The sequence below is a fragment of the Mesorhizobium sp. WSM4807 genome, assembly GCF_055811615.1.
Map to the genome: position 1 here is coordinate 40620 of NZ_JBVVQY010000005.1, position 13440 is coordinate 54059.

16 protein-coding genes are annotated in these 13440 nt (G+C 63.1%); 7 read left to right on the forward strand and 9 right to left on the reverse strand.

What is annotated here, in order from left to right:
• Positions 1 to 67: 67 nt before the first annotated feature.
• Positions 68 to 610, reverse strand: coding sequence for a hypoxanthine phosphoribosyltransferase (gene hpt / locus AC0L3N_RS07960; RefSeq protein WP_123148635.1), 543 nt, complete (start codon positions 608 to 610; stop codon positions 68 to 70).
• Between the two features lie 26 nt (positions 611 to 636).
• Positions 637 to 1278, reverse strand: coding sequence for a hypothetical protein (locus AC0L3N_RS07965; RefSeq protein WP_123148634.1), 642 nt, complete (start codon positions 1276 to 1278; stop codon positions 637 to 639).
• A gap of 192 nt (positions 1279 to 1470) precedes the next feature.
• On the opposite strand from AC0L3N_RS07965, the gene ftsE reads away from it, so the two are divergent.
• From ftsE to AC0L3N_RS07980, 3 genes are all read left to right on the forward strand, one after another.
• Complete coding sequence (gene ftsE, locus AC0L3N_RS07970) at positions 1471 to 2130, forward strand: cell division ATP-binding protein FtsE (protein WP_473546875.1); 660 nt, start codon at positions 1471 to 1473, stop codon at positions 2128 to 2130.
• A complete protein-coding gene (locus AC0L3N_RS07975) occupies positions 2123 to 3112 on the forward strand; it encodes a cell division protein FtsX (RefSeq protein WP_473546877.1) in 990 nt (329 codons plus the stop codon). The genes ftsE and AC0L3N_RS07975 overlap by 8 nt, the downstream gene beginning before the upstream one ends.
• 78 nt (positions 3113 to 3190) lie before the next feature.
• The gene (locus AC0L3N_RS07980; protein WP_473546879.1) at positions 3191 to 3907 is read left to right on the forward strand and encodes a YdcF family protein; all 717 of its coding nucleotides are present in this window, start codon (positions 3191 to 3193) and stop codon (positions 3905 to 3907) included.
• Positions 3908 to 3931: 24 nt separating this feature from the next.
• Here the strand turns inward: AC0L3N_RS07980 and AC0L3N_RS07985 are convergent, their stop codons facing one another.
• From AC0L3N_RS07985 to AC0L3N_RS07995, 3 genes are all read right to left on the reverse strand, one after another.
• Positions 3932 to 4564: a pyridoxamine 5'-phosphate oxidase family protein gene (locus AC0L3N_RS07985; protein ID WP_473546881.1), complete on the reverse strand. Its 633-nt coding sequence runs from the start codon at positions 4562 to 4564 to the stop codon at positions 3932 to 3934.
• Positions 4565 to 4577: 13 nt separating this feature from the next.
• A complete protein-coding gene (locus AC0L3N_RS07990) occupies positions 4578 to 5048 on the reverse strand; it encodes a nuclear transport factor 2 family protein (protein ID WP_123148630.1) in 471 nt (156 codons plus the stop codon).
• 156 nt (positions 5049 to 5204) lie between these two features.
• Positions 5205 to 5756: a carboxymuconolactone decarboxylase family protein gene (locus AC0L3N_RS07995; protein ID WP_473546883.1), complete on the reverse strand. Its 552-nt coding sequence runs from the start codon at positions 5754 to 5756 to the stop codon at positions 5205 to 5207.
• 106 nt (positions 5757 to 5862) lie between these two features.
• On the opposite strand from AC0L3N_RS07995, the gene AC0L3N_RS08000 reads away from it, so the two are divergent.
• Both AC0L3N_RS08000 and AC0L3N_RS08005 read left to right on the forward strand, forming a co-directional pair.
• A complete protein-coding gene (locus AC0L3N_RS08000) occupies positions 5863 to 6774 on the forward strand; it encodes a LysR family transcriptional regulator (protein WP_123148629.1) in 912 nt (303 codons plus the stop codon).
• A 79-nt stretch (positions 6775 to 6853) separates the two neighbouring features.
• Positions 6854 to 7648 (forward strand): lysophospholipid acyltransferase family protein, encoded by a 795-nt coding sequence (locus tag AC0L3N_RS08005; protein ID WP_473546885.1) that lies wholly within the window; start codon positions 6854 to 6856, stop codon positions 7646 to 7648.
• Between the two features lie 26 nt (positions 7649 to 7674).
• Here the strand turns inward: AC0L3N_RS08005 and AC0L3N_RS08010 are convergent, their stop codons facing one another.
• The 3 genes from AC0L3N_RS08010 to AC0L3N_RS08020 all read right to left on the reverse strand — a co-directional run bounded on the left by AC0L3N_RS08010 (position 7675) and on the right by AC0L3N_RS08020 (position 10519).
• Positions 7675 to 8292 (reverse strand): LysE family translocator, encoded by a 618-nt coding sequence (locus AC0L3N_RS08010; protein WP_123148628.1) that lies wholly within the window; start codon positions 8290 to 8292, stop codon positions 7675 to 7677.
• Positions 8293 to 8438: 146 nt separating this feature from the next.
• The gene (locus AC0L3N_RS08015; protein ID WP_123148627.1) at positions 8439 to 9386 is read right to left on the reverse strand and encodes an aldo/keto reductase; all 948 of its coding nucleotides are present in this window, start codon (positions 9384 to 9386) and stop codon (positions 8439 to 8441) included.
• A gap of 164 nt (positions 9387 to 9550) precedes the next feature.
• Positions 9551 to 10519: a GlxA family transcriptional regulator gene (locus AC0L3N_RS08020; RefSeq protein ID WP_473546888.1), complete on the reverse strand. Its 969-nt coding sequence runs from the start codon at positions 10517 to 10519 to the stop codon at positions 9551 to 9553.
• Positions 10520 to 10688: 169 nt separating this feature from the next.
• On the opposite strand from AC0L3N_RS08020, the gene AC0L3N_RS08025 reads away from it, so the two are divergent.
• Positions 10689 to 11669 carry a quinone oxidoreductase family protein gene (locus tag AC0L3N_RS08025; RefSeq protein WP_473546889.1) on the forward strand — a complete coding sequence of 327 codons (981 nt, stop codon included), beginning with the start codon at positions 10689 to 10691 and terminating at the stop codon, positions 11667 to 11669.
• Positions 11670 to 11754: 85 nt separating this feature from the next.
• Here AC0L3N_RS08025 and AC0L3N_RS08030 read toward each other — a convergent pair whose 3' ends face one another.
• Positions 11755 to 12300: a gamma-glutamylcyclotransferase gene (locus tag AC0L3N_RS08030; protein WP_473546891.1), complete on the reverse strand. Its 546-nt coding sequence runs from the start codon at positions 12298 to 12300 to the stop codon at positions 11755 to 11757.
• A gap of 119 nt (positions 12301 to 12419) precedes the next feature.
• On the opposite strand from AC0L3N_RS08030, the gene AC0L3N_RS08035 reads away from it, so the two are divergent.
• Entirely contained in the window at positions 12420 to 13418 is a 999-nt protein-coding gene (locus AC0L3N_RS08035) for a DUF2125 domain-containing protein (protein ID WP_123148623.1), read from the forward strand.
• Positions 13419 to 13440: the final 22 nt, after the last annotated feature.

Genomic DNA, 13440 nt, shown 5'->3' on the forward strand with positions numbered 1-13440 from the left:
GCGGCGCTGTAGTAAGCGCAGGAATCCGCTGTTTGCAGGCCGGCCTCACCCTGAATATCAGCACACCCTAGGCGTCGCCCTTGACGACGCCTACAAACGGCAGTTCGCGAAAGGCGTGGGCGACATCCATGCCGTAGCCGACGACGAAATAGTCGGGGCAGTCGAAGCCGACATAGTCGGCGATGAGCGCGGTCTGGCGCCGCATGCGCTTGTCGAGCAGCACGGCGATGGCGCAGCTTTTGGCGCCACGCGACAGCATCAGGTCGCGGGTGAAGGACAGCGTCTTGCCGGATTCGAGGATGTCGTCGATCAACAGTACGTCGCGGCCGGCGACCTCGTTGTCGATGTCGCGCAGCACCCTAACCTCGCCGCTGGTGGTGCCGGCGCCGTAGCTGGAGATGAAGATGAATTCGACCTCGGGCGACAGGCCGACATCGTGCATGGCGCGGATGAGATCGGCAGCGAAAATGAACGATCCTTTCAGCACCGAAATCACCAGAAGGTCCTGATAGTCGTGTCCGGCAATCTCCTTGGCGAGCTCCAAATTGCGGCGGGCAATCGCCGACGCCGAAAACAGAACCTCGATATCCTTGCCGCGCACGACTGGCATTGGCAGCCTTTCCAGAAATGATCGCCCTAGTTGGCGAAGGTGACCGAGACGGTCCTGACCCCGTTTCTAGGCATGTCGAGCCGGCTCGAAAAGCCAAATCTTTCGCCGGGCGCCAGCGAACGGTTGAATGTCTCCAGCGTATAGCGGGTTGTGCGCCTGTCATTGCCGGTGACCCGGATTTCCAGCGGCGGCAATGGCGACGGACTGGCGCCGTCATTCGCGGCCTCGCCACCAACGAACAGGACAGGTTCCGGCCCGGACGCATCGATACGCGACGTAACGCCTGAAATGGTGAGTGCAGCGCCCGTTTCCTGTGCCGCAAGAAGAAGCGGCGCCTGGCGCACCAGCGCGTGCCCGCCCGAGATCCAGAAGGCTGCAAACGCCGCACTGAGGCCGGCGATCCAGAAGATCGGCCCGCCGCGCGCCCGCAGCCGTTCCATCGCGGCTTTGGGTTTGCGCAGCATGTCCATGCCTTCGATCGATGGCGTGGCGATTACGCGCGAAAGCGGCGGTGAAGGGTCTATGCTGGCGGTGCGGCGCGGCAGCACCTCGTAGTCGGCATCGACGATGTCGTCGGCCGGATCACGCATGATGCGTTCCGGCGCGGCGGCCGTGTCGGTCATGATTTCGCCGGAAACAGGGCGCGCGGTTCGATCCTCAGCCATCATGGCCCCAGCACTACGGCACTTGTTCGCTCTTCGTTTCTTTTGCGTAAACGGAAATGGTTAACGCTTCCCCATCGGTACCCCTGTGACGCGCCCAAAAAACCTCAGAATTAACCGCCGGTTAACCATGCCGGCCGATGGTCTTTTCTCAGAGAAGGCTGGCTCGTCGCCGCCGCAAGTTTCAGGTCGTCGAACGTGATCCGCTTCGAAAATGTCGGCCTCCGCTATGGCATGGGTCCGGAAATCCTCCGCGACATTTCCTTGCACATACCGGAGCGCTCCTTCCAGTTCCTGAGCGGCCCTTCGGGCGCCGGCAAGACGACGCTGCTGCGGCTTTTGTTCATGTCGCTCAAGCCGACGCGCGGACTGATCACCATCTTCGGCAAGGACCGCTCGCGCATCTCGCGCACCGAGCTGCCGCATCTGCGGCGGCGCATCGGCGTCGTGTTCCAGGACTTTCGCCTGCTCGACCACATGACGACCTATGAGAACGTGGCCTTACCGCTGCGCGTGCGCGGTCGCGAGGAGGCGAGCTACCGCACCGACGTGAGCGAGCTCTTGAAATGGGTCGGCCTTGGCGAGCGTATGCATGTGCTGCCGCCGGTGCTGTCGGGTGGCGAGAAACAGCGTGCCGCAATTGCCAGGGCGCTGATCGAGCAGCCCGAGATCCTGCTTGCCGACGAGCCGACCGGCAATGTCGATCCGCCGCTAGCGCGGCGCCTGTTGCGGCTGTTCATCGAACTCAACCGACTGGGCACCGCGGTGGTGATCGCAACGCACGACCTCGGCCTGATGGAACAGGTCGACGCACGGCGCATGATCCTGGCCGGCGGAAGGCTGGATATCTATGATTGACCATTCCGTTCAGCATGTCGAAGACCAGCACGCCGGGAAGGCTGCGACGACGCAGCGCGTTCAGCGCAAGATGGCGCCGATCGTGCCGGCGCAGAACATCGCCGGCCGGGCTCTGGTCCTGGTCATCGCCATCATGACGTTCCTCTCCTGCCTGACCTTCGGCGCGGTGACGCTGGTGCGCGACACCGCCTCGGTCTGGGAGAACCAGATCTCACGCGAGGCGACGATCCAGATCAAGCCGGTAGACGGCCTCGACATGGAGGCAGCACTTGCCCAGGCCTCGCAGATCGCTGGCGAATTTCCTGGCGTGAAGAGCGCTAGGATCGTCGACCGCGATGCCACGGCGCGGCTACTGGAGCCGTGGCTCGGCTCGGGTCTCAACATCGACGACCTGCCGGTGCCGCGTCTGATCATCGTCACCATAGACGAGAACAACCCGCCCGACTTCGCCGCAATGCGCGCCGCGATCACGCCGAAACTGCCCAGTGCAGCGCTTGACGACCATCGCACCTGGGTCGACCGGCTGGTGGCCATGGCCCGCACCACGGTGACCATCGGCATCGCCGTGCTGGCGCTGATGCTGTCGGCAACCGTGCTGACCGTGGTGTTCGCGACGCGCGGCGCCATGGCCGGCAACGGCCACATCATCGAGGTGCTGCATTTCGTCGGCGCCGAAGCGCGCTTCATCGCGCGCGAATTCCGCCACCACTTTCTGGTCACCGGCATAAAGGGTGCAGCCGCCGGGGGTGCGGCGGCGGTGCTCGTCTTCATCGTCTTCTCATGGTGGTCGTCGCGCAACATGGCAACGCCTGAGGCAGATCAGGCGACCGCCTTGTTCGGCAATTTCGCCATCGGTTCGGCGGGCTATCTCGGCGTTGTCCTCATGGTGCTGGTCATCGGTGCGCTGACGGCGGCAACCTCCCATGCCACCGTCGTCACCTATCTCAGCGACATCGATGTCCGCCAACCGGACGCGGGGTGATCACGAATAGAGAATTAACGTAACGTAATGTGTGCTTTTTCACCTACTAAACGCCGCATTTCGGGGTTAACGATAAAGATGATGGACGCGCGCGACTCGACCGGAATGGCTGGACAGTTGCCCTTGGTGATTACGCGTTCCCGCGCCAAGCCTAGCCGATTGGCGGGCGCGTTGCGCATCTCCGCGTTCTTTCTGCTCGTGCTGGCAACGCTGTTTGCCGGCGGCTTCGGCTGGTTCGCCAACACCGTCAGCCGTCTCGCGACGCCTACTAATCCGGCAAAAGCCGATGCCATCATCGTGCTGACCGGCGGCCATTCGCGTCTCGACGCCGCTATGGGTCTGCTGGCATCCGGCAAGGGCGAGCGGCTGCTGATCAGCGGCGTGCATCCTTCCGCCAGCCGCCGCCAGCTTCAGGTCGCGACCCGCGGCGACAAGAAATTGTTTTCCTGCTGCGTCGATATCGACCGCGCCGCGCTCGATACGATCGGCAATGCCGAGGAAAGTGCCAAGTGGGTGGAAGACCACGCCTATGGCACCGTGATCCTCGTCACCAACAACTATCACATGCCGCGCAGCCTGCTGGAAATGGGCCGGCTGCTGCACAAGGCCAAGCTCGAGCCCTATCCAGTGGTCAACAGCAATCTCGGCAATGGCGGCTGGCTGACCAAGCCGAGGGCGCTGCGCGTGCTGTTCACCGAATACAACAAATATCTGCTGGCGCTGGCGCGCGGCATCGTGCCAGTAAAGCCAACGCCAACCGGCGTCGCGCTGGCCGAGGCTGCTGCGCCGAACTGAGCCGATCTGGAACCGGCAGCGGCATCATTCCTTGACCGTGGCGCTTGAGGCGTCACGCAGACGCGCGTTCTCCTGTTCGAGCCATTCGATACGCTTGTCCCTCTCGGCCAGCGCCGCCGCCACATCGGCCGCTTCGAAACGTTGTGGAATGTGCTGCGGGCAATTGGAATCCCAGGCCGAAACCGTGAACAGGATGATTTGCTCTGGGCGCGCCTTATAGCCTTCCGGCATCAGCTTCGCCATCAGTTCGGCGTCGTCCTCGACGACCCGCGCGCTGCCCCAGATCTTGATGCGCTGCCGGCGGGCATAGTCGATCAGGAACAGGAATGCGCGGGGGTTGTCGTCCAGATTGCCCTGGGTGATGAATTGCCTGTTGCCGGAGAAATCCGTGAAGCCGATCGTCCGCTCGTCGAGCACCTTGAGGAAGCCGGCCGGCCCGCCGCGATGCTGGATGTAGGGCTGGCCCTCACCATTGGCCGTCGACAGGAAGATACTGGTCTGCGCCTCGATAAAGGTGGCGAGATCGGGCGTGATATCAGCTTGCCAGCCGCCACGCTCCTCGACACGCGCATAGGCATCACGTGAGCCTTTGCGGGTCTGGATCGCCTTGACCGTTGGCGTAAAGGCGACATCGCTGGTGAAGACGTGAGCATTCATGGAAATGCCTCATTCAAAGGCCGAGTTCCGTCAGAGAGGGATGATCGTCCGGCCGGCGGCCGAGCGGCCAATGATATTTGCGGTCGGCCTCGCGGATCGGCAGGTCGTTGATGCTGGCGATGCGCAAGCGCATCAATCCATGTTCATCGAACTCCCAGTTCTCGTTGCCGTAGCTGCGAAACCACGAGCCGCTGTCGTCGTGCCATTCATAAGCGAACCGCACCGCGATACGGTTGTCGCGGAAGGCCCAGACCTCCTTGATGAGCCGGTAGTCGCGTTCGCGATCCCATTTGCGTGTGAGGAAGGTCTGGATGGCGTCGCGCCCTTGCAGGAACTCGGCCCGGTTGCGCCAGCGACTGTCGATTGTGTACGCAAGCGCGACCCGTGCCGGATCACGGGAGTTCCAGGCATCCTCCGCCATGCGTGCCTTTTGTGCGGCGGTCTCGGCGGTGAATGGCGGGAGCGGCGGGCGGCTTTCAGACATGCGAACTCCTTGCGATGGGCTAGAGCGGTGAACTTTCAAGTCGAACCGTGCCGCCGCTCTATCTTTTTGTTTTAGCATCGGATTTTCCCACAACCGGCACCCACTTTTGGGTCCGATGCTCTAACGCCACGACCGATGACACACCGGTCGCTGAGTTCAGGCTGCCATGCGGACAGAAACGACGGGAAAGTCGATCTCCGTCCTGGCAACCTCATTGACATAGTTGGTCCAGACATTGAGAGCGACATGCTGGACGATCTCGATGATCTGCGCATCGTCGTAGCCTGCGAGCCTGACGGCGCTGAGATCCTCGTCACCGATATGGCCGCGGTCGCGCGCAATCTTGGCGGCGAAACGCACCGCTGCGGCGGCCTTGGGGTCGTTGGACCCGCCGCCGCGATTGGCGACCATCTCGGCATCGTCAAGCTTGGCGAGGTTCTTGCCGAGATAGGTGTGGGCGGAAAGGCAGTAGCTGCAGCCATTGATCTCGGCGACCGCCAGAGCGATGCGCTCGCGCGTCGGCGCGGGAAGGCGGCCCTTGGCAAGCGCTCCGGACAGAGCGAGATAGCCTTCCAGCGCAGCCGGGCTATTGGAAACGAGCCTGAAGAGGTTTGGGACGACGCCGAGTTGCTTCTCGACGGCATGCAATATCGGCTGCGACGCAGCAGGCGCGGCCTCTATGGACGCGGGCGTAGGGATACGGGGCATCGGCATTCCTTCCCATTGATCAGCTTCGCCGCCAAACATGGCCCCTTCCATCTTTTGGATTTAGATGTGATATTCGCAACCAATCCTTCCATTTTCCGGGAGAAGTATGGATCGCCTCGAGGCCATGTCGCTTTTCGTCGCCGCGGTGGAGGCCGGCAGCCTTTCGGCCGCCGGACGCCGCTTTAGCATCCCGCTTGCAACGGTCAGCCGCAAGGTCTCCGACCTGGAGCGGCATCTGAAGACGCGTCTCCTGAACCGCTCGACGCGGCAGCTGACGCTGACCGACGCGGGTCACGCCTACCTCGCTGCCTGCCATCGTATTCTCGACGAGGTCGGCGAGGCCGAGCGTGCCGCCGCCGGCGAATACAGCGCCCCGACGGGCGATCTGATCATCACCGCGCCGATCGTCTTTGGCCGGCTGCATGTGCTACCGGTCGTCACCGGCTTCCTTGCCGCCTACCCCGACGTGGCTATCCGCCTGATGCTCGCCGACCGGATAACCCAGTTGACCGAGGAGCACATCGATCTCGCCGTCCGCATCGGCGAGCTTCCCGACTCGAGCCTGGTGGCCACCCGCATCGGCTCGATCCGGCGCGTTGTTTGCGCGAGCCCGGCCTATTTGGCCGAGCACGGCATGCCAAAGACGCCGAAAGACCTCGCGGCACACAGCTGCGTCACCTTCGAAGGGCTCACCGCTCCTGCCGCATGGACTTTTTCCACCGGCAAGAGCGACCTCACTGTTCCGATCCGCTCACGGCTTCGGGTCAACACCGCGGAAGCGGCGATCGATGCCGCGATTGCCGGCGCCGGGATGACGAGGGTGCTTTCCTACCAGATCACTGCTGCGGTGCGGTCCGGCACGCTCCGCACCGTGCTGGAGGCATTCGAGCCGCAGCCATGGTCGGTCAGCCTCGTGCATGCCGGCCAGGGTCTACTGCCGGTGAAACTGCGCGCGTTCCTCGATTTCGCCGCCCCACGCCTGAAGAAGCGGCTGGTGCAAGCGACGTGGCAGGCCTGACGAACGGGCCATCGCACCGTTTCCTTTTTGCCTGCGCTTGGTGTAACCAACGCACACCTCCTCACCGGGCACTTCCCCCATGCTCCTTATTCGCTCGTTGGCGTTCAACCTCGTCTTTTACGTCAATCTGATCGTCCAGATGATCCTCTGGACCCCGTACTATTTTTTGTCGCCGCGCCACCGCGCCTGGTTTGTGCCGAAATTCTGGTCGCGCACCAGCATGTGGCTCTATGACAAGATCGCCGGCACCAAAAGCGAGATCACCGGCCAGGAAAACCTGCCCGAGGGTTCATTCATCCTGGCGCCGAAGCACCAATCCTTCTGGGACGCGATCGCCTTCTTCCCGTTCCTGCAAGATCCGATCTACATCCTGAAGCGGGAACTGACCTGGATCCCGTTCTTCGGCTGGTACATCCTGAAAATGCGGATGATCCCAGTCGACCGCGGCAGCCGCTCGAAGGCGCTGAAAGCGGTGGTCGCCGCGACCAGGCAGGAGCTGGCGCGCAATCCCCGCCAGCTGATCATCTATCCCGAGGGCACGCGCCGGGCGCCGGGCGACGAGCCGGCCTATAAATACGGCATCGTCGAGCTCTATACCCAGCTTGGCATTCCCGTGGTGCCGGTCGCCCATGTCGCCGGTCTCTACTGGCCGCGCCGGAAATTCCTGCGCTATCCCGGCACGATCAAGGCGCGCTTCCTGCCGCCGATCCCGGCGGGGTTGGGCAAGGAGGAATTCATGGAACGGCTGATCGGCGAGACGGAAGCCGCCTGCGACCAGCTGCTCATCGAGGCGTCCCATGCGCCAAACCCGCCGCCAATGCCGCCGACGGCGGTAAAGCGGCTGAGGGAACTTGGCTCCGATACCCCGGTCTGAACCATCTGCCTGGTCGGCAGTATCCCCTAGGGAATCACAGCCAGCGCCGTTGTCAAAACCAGTGTCGCCGCGAACGTCAGATTGATGATCCGCGAGGCCAGCGGTTTGCGCAGGAAGCGCGCAAACGCTGCCCCGGCGAGAAGCCACAGGACATGGATGGCGACGATCATCGAAGCGAGGACCGCCAGCTTGAGCCCTGCATCGAGCTCACCGGCGGACGACGTGCCGGCAAATACGGCGGCAATCGCCACATAGGCTTTCGGGTTGGCGACGGCCAGAAGAAACCCGCCGAGGAATGTGGGACGTGCCGCCCCGCCGGTACGCGCTGCCAGAGGCGGAGCCGTTGCTATCTTGAAGGCGAGGTAGAGGATGTAGGCTGCGGATGCCACCGCCAGGAGCGGTGTGAGCTTCGGCACAGAGGCGAGCATGGCCGTAATGCCCGTCGCCACGACCAAAAGCACGGCGACCGTACCAAGAATGATGCCCGAGGCGTAGCGGAGCGAATCGCGCAGGCCGAAGGCGGCGCCAACGGCGGTGACGCTTATCGTCGCCGGCCCCGGACTGCCCATCACGACCGCCGATGCCAGCACAAGCGCGAGCAATTGCTGCCATAGTTCCGGATGGGAAAAGACCAGTTCGGCCATCTGTATACCAGTATCCAGGCGCGATGCGGGCAATGGTATGGCAGGGCAGACAAGGGCGTCTTGAACGATCGTGCAGGGGCCTTCCGGCGCAGGCCGCGCACGGCCCTTGGCTGCTGGTTGAGCAAGCCGCCGCTTCGCGCTGGCGTCTATGCGCTCGCGCTATCGAGCTCTGCGATATCGTCCGGACTGAGCTTCAATGATGCGGCGCCGGCGAGGCTATCGACCTGGTCCAGCGTCGTGGCGCTGGCGATCGGCGCCGTTACGCCGGGCCGCGCGATCACCCAGGCGAGCGCCACTTCCGCCTGCTTGGCCGCGTGACGCGTCGACACCGCGTCGAGTGCTGCCAGGATGCGCATGCCGCGCCCGTTGAGATAGCCCTTCACGCCGTCGCCACGCGCGCTTTTGCCGAGATCGGCTTCGCTGCGGTATTTGCCGCTCAAAAACCCTTTGGCGAGGCTGAAATAGCTGATGACGCCGATATCCTCGGCCATGCACAGATCGCGCAGCGGCCCATCGAAGGAGGCGCGATCATAGAGATTGTATTCCGGCTGCAGCACCGCATAGCGCGGCAGGCCCCGCAGGCTTGCCACGTCGAGCGCGGCGCGCAACTGGCCGGCGTCGAGATTGGAAGCGCCGACATGGCGGATCTTGCCCTTGGCGAGCAGTTTTTGGTAGGCGCCGAGCGTTTCCTCGTAGGGGGTGGTCGGGTCCGGCCAGTGCGACAGATAGAGATCGACGACATCGGTCTGCAGCCGCTGCAGCGACGCATCGATGGCCTTTTCGATATAGGCGGCGGAGAGATCTTTCCTGCCCTGCCCCATATCCGACCCGACCTTGGTGATCACCACGACCTTGTCGCGATTGCCGCGGCTCTTCATCCATCTGCCGATGATCGTTTCGGATTCGCCGCCCTTGTTGCCGGGAACCCAGCGCGAGTAGGAATCGGCGGTGTCGATGGCGTTGAGGCCGGCGCCGACGAAGCGGTCGAGCAGGTCGAAGGAGGTTTTCTCGTCGGCGGTCCAGCCGAAGACGTTGCCGCCCAGAACCAGCGGCGCGATGGACAGGTCGGTTTGACCGAGACGACGTTTCTGCAAGACTGATCTCCGTGAGGATGGGAAGGAGCGGGCGAAAAGCCCCCGCTTACCTAGGTCTCACCGCGCCGAGGTCAAAGGCCTGGCCGTTCTTTCCGACGGACCACTGCTTCACAAGGGCGCGATCCGGGGGCGCGATCCGCCGCGTTCGACGTTCCAGCCGATGTCTACTGGCTCTGGCGCCGGTATTCACCAGGCGGCAGTCCGACCACGCGGTTGAAAAGTCGGCTGAATGAGGCCGTGTCCCGGTAACCGACCTGGTAACATATTTCCGAAATACCGAGTTTGGTGCTTTCAAGAAGTGTTTTCGCGGCCTCAAGGCGCCGGTCCTGGATCCATCGGCCGGGAGTGGTGTGCAATTCATCGGAAAACCGGCGCGCAAGCGTTCGCGGCGACAGACCGAGTTGCGCACCAAGGAAGGCAAGGTCGAGCACTCCGAGCTGTTTTCTGGACAAGGTTTCGAGCCGGTCGCGGAACGGCTCTTGCGAAGGCAGCAGATCGGTGAGCGGGAACTCGTAGGGTGTCTGGATCTGCCGCGACGGCGGCAGCACCAGCGATTTGCGAACCAGCCGTTCCTCCCTGGCGAAGCCAAGATCCCGCAAAAGCGCCTTGCCGAGCTCCAGACCTGAAAAGCCGCCGCCGCAAGTATAGATCCGTCCGTCCCTGATCAGCACACGTGAAGCGTCCCAACGCACCTTTGGAAAGCGGCGCTGGGCATCGGTCTTCAGCCACCAGGAGATCGTCGCGCGCTTTCGGTCGAGAAGACCGGCGGCTGCCAGGAAGTAACCGGCCCCGCAATGCGCGGCGATGATGGCGCCGTCGCGTTGCGCGCTTGCGATAAGCGGCGCGGCGTGGCGGCTCTCTTCCTCCAGCGCGGCAACAAGCTCCGGGATTTGCATGCCGGGCATGGCCAGCAGGATCAGCAGGTCCATGCGCTGCGAGGGTTCGCGTCTGGTGTGAAAGGCGATTCCAGGCGTCGTCGTGGCGTCGGCCTGCCGTGCCACGAATTCGAAGGAAATCGCCGGCGCGCCGCGAATGGTGCTTACCAGCTCGAACATTTCGACAAGCGTCGCGGCGACGGCCGAATAGAAGGTCGACGGCAGCCAGATCACGGCGTGGACGGGACGATTGTCCAAGATGGCTCCTTTGAACAGCTATGGCAAGTTTAGCACATAGATTGTCAAATCTGCCAATTCCGATTTTTGCCAGCGGCCTTAGGTTCCGCGACGCCGATGCAAACGCCGGTGCCTGCGATCTGGTCGCGTCCAGATTGCATGGCCAGATCGCCCTTTATTGGAGACCACCATGAAAGCAGTTGTATTCGACGCAATCGGCTCGCCGCAGGACGTGCTCTATCTCGGCGACGTGCCCATGCCGCGAATCGGCGACGGTGAGGTGCTGCTCAGGATGGTCTCCGCCTCGATCAACCCTGGCGACTTTCTGTTCATCCAGAACCTCTATCCCGAACCGAAGAAGCCGCATTTCCCCCGCCAGATCGCCGGAAACCATGGCGCCGGCATTGTCGAGGCCGTGGGCGCGAACGTCGCCTTGAAACCGGGCACGCTTGTCGCATTCAGCTACTACAATAGCTGGGCTGAATATGCGGCCGTTCCGGCCGCTTGGCTGATCCCGCTGCCCGCCGGCTATCCGGTCGAACGCGCCGGGCAGATGGTGAACCCCATCACCGCCTGGGACCTACTGGCGGATTCCCGTGTGCAGCCTGGACAGTGGCTGGCCGTCACGGCCGGCTATTCATCGGTTTCGACGATGGTGATGCAGTTCGCCCAACGGCGCGGGATCAACGTGATTGCGCTCGTGCGACGATCTCGCGACAGGCTCGACCTGAAGGGGCTTGGTGCCACCGCCATCCTCGATCTGTCGGGTTTGAAGGTCGGCATCAGGGAAGCAGTCATGGACATGACCGACGGCGCCGGGCTGAACGGGATCATCGATAATGTCGGCGGACCCGTCAGTGGCGAGTTGATCCGCACTCTGGCAATGGGCGGGCAGATGGTTATCAATGGCGGCATGAGCACCGAGCGTTTCGAACTGCACAATTTCGACGTGCTGCTGAGCGGCCTCGAGATCAGGGCAAATATCTACCGCTACTTCTTTTCGCCGCCTGTCGAAGCCGACCGGCCAGTGTTGCGCGAGATTGTCGACATCTTCGGCCAACCCGATTTCCATGTCCCTGTCGGCGGCATCCATCCGCTGGCGGAGTTCGAGCTCGCCGTGACAAACAGCCTGGATCGCGCCGATCTCGGAAAGCAGATTTTCAGGATGTAACCCGGACCATGATCCCGAACCGAAGGTCAGCGACGCAAAAAGTGGGAACCGGTTTTCGGGATCATGGTCAAACAACGAAAGAAGATCACGACCCGATCCGTTTCGCTACCTCTTCCAGCCAGTGGTCGCGGATGCCCAGCGCTTCGAGGTGCTCCAGCGTGCTGAGCACGTAGTCCTCGTTCCTTCCCGACTGGCCGACGGCACCGCGAACGACGGTCGCCGCATCGGCAGCATCGAGCGCGCCGGCATATTGCTCGTGGGCACGATCGACGACATAGGCGACCGCCGAGACCGTCTCGCCCCCATCCGTCTCGCCGTTCGTAGCGTCATCGTCGAGGCGAATGCTAAGCATGCGCTCGCGATAGACATTGGTGACCAGCTCGCGCTCGCGCAGATAAGTGATGACCTCATTGCGGAGATCGCCGGGGACGCGGAAAGCCAACCCGATGCAGGAGCCGCCGCGGTCGAGGCCGAGCACCAGGCCGGGCCGTTCGCGCGTGCCACGATGCACGAAGGAGTAGACGCACAGCGAGCGGCGGTAGCCGTGGAGGCGGGCGCGCCGCGTCTCGACATGCGCAAATCCCGGCCGCCAGATCAGCGACCCGTAGCCAAAAACCCAAAAATCGCCCATATCGCCAAGCCTGGTTGCAGCACCGCACTGGAATCGGTGTTTTTCAATCCGTCTCCGTCTACCTGATGTTGCCGGAAACGACAGTCCCCTCTGCAACACGCGCTAGCGAGAGCCGCAGCATGACGTCAAGTGACGAGCGTCCGCCGAATTTTCGCCGCCGCCTCTTCTGGCTTGGCGCTTTCATCCTTGTGCTGTTCGGCCTCTACAGCGCCGGCTGGTTCTACCTGGCGGACAAGGTCAAGAGCGAAGCCGACAAAGCGGTGGCCGAGCTCAACGGCAACGGCATCGAGGCGGACTGCGCCAACCTCACGGTCAGCGGCTATCCGCTGAGCTTCGCGGTTTCCTGCGACAGCCTGGCTTATCAGGACGATAACAGGAACGTCGCCGCCTCCCTCGGCAGCCTCAACGCCGTCACACACATCACCCAGATCCTGTCGCCCGGCGCCGACCTGCGGGGGCCGCTCAGGACCTCCGTGCCGGGGATGGCGCCGCTGTGGATCGACTGGGATGATCTGCGAGCGAACGTCAAACTATCCTGGCCCCTGCCCCGACGCGTTTCACTGGAGGCCGAGGGCCTGTCAGCCCAGACCGATCCGGCGGATGGCACAGACCCGGTCGAGTTGTTCAGCGCCGGGACAGCGGCCGGACAACTGCGTCCGAACGGCCAGGACATCGACTATTCCGGGAGTTTCACCAATCTCGAAATCGAACCGGATGCCATCGATGGCCGCGTGCTGCCGCCGCTCGACGGCAGTGGCGACGTGACGCTGAAGAACGGCGTGGCGCTGATCAAGACACAAACAGAGAGCCTGCGCGGCCAGGCGATGGATATCGGCAAGCTCGATCTGTCGTCGGGGACCGCGCGCGTCACCGTTTCCGGACCGATGTCGGTCGATGCCGACGGGCTGATCGACGCCGACCTGATGATCAAGCTCAGCGATCCGAAGGCGGTGGCGGCAATCCTCGGCAAGGCCATTCCCGAGCAGAAGAGCCAGATCAAAACCGGCTTTGCCGGACTGGCGCTGCTTGGCAACGAACCGTCGATGCCCCTCAAGGTCGTCAAGGGCAAGGCCTCGCTGGGTTTTATCCCGCTGGGCAGGATCAAGCCCGTCGATTAGACCATGATTGCGAACCTCCAGT